General features: G+C 63.3%; 1 protein-coding gene. It reads left to right on the forward strand.

The annotated features are described in order from the left end of the window. Positions 1–207, forward strand: a 207-nt coding sequence (locus HMPREF2849_RS09260) for a transposase (RefSeq protein ID WP_141764555.1), incomplete at both ends; no start/stop codon positions are given.

Genomic DNA, 207 nt, shown 5'->3' on the forward strand with positions numbered 1-207 from the left:
GAATCGTTCCCTCTTGCCCAGGTCTTGATGTCGATGCCCGGCGTAGGCATCAAGACCGCCTCCAACATCTTGCTGTCCATCGGCGATTGCTCCGACTTCGCCGATGCCGCGCACTTGGCTGCTTACGCCGGCATCGCGCCGACCACCCGGCAGTCGGGTACGTCGGTCCGCGGCGAGTTTCCCACCAGGGCCGGCAATAAACAGTTG

The sequence above is a fragment of the Corynebacterium sp. HMSC073B01 genome (assembly GCF_001838255.1).
Taxonomy (GTDB): domain Bacteria; phylum Actinomycetota; class Actinomycetes; order Mycobacteriales; family Mycobacteriaceae; genus Corynebacterium; species Corynebacterium jeikeium_D.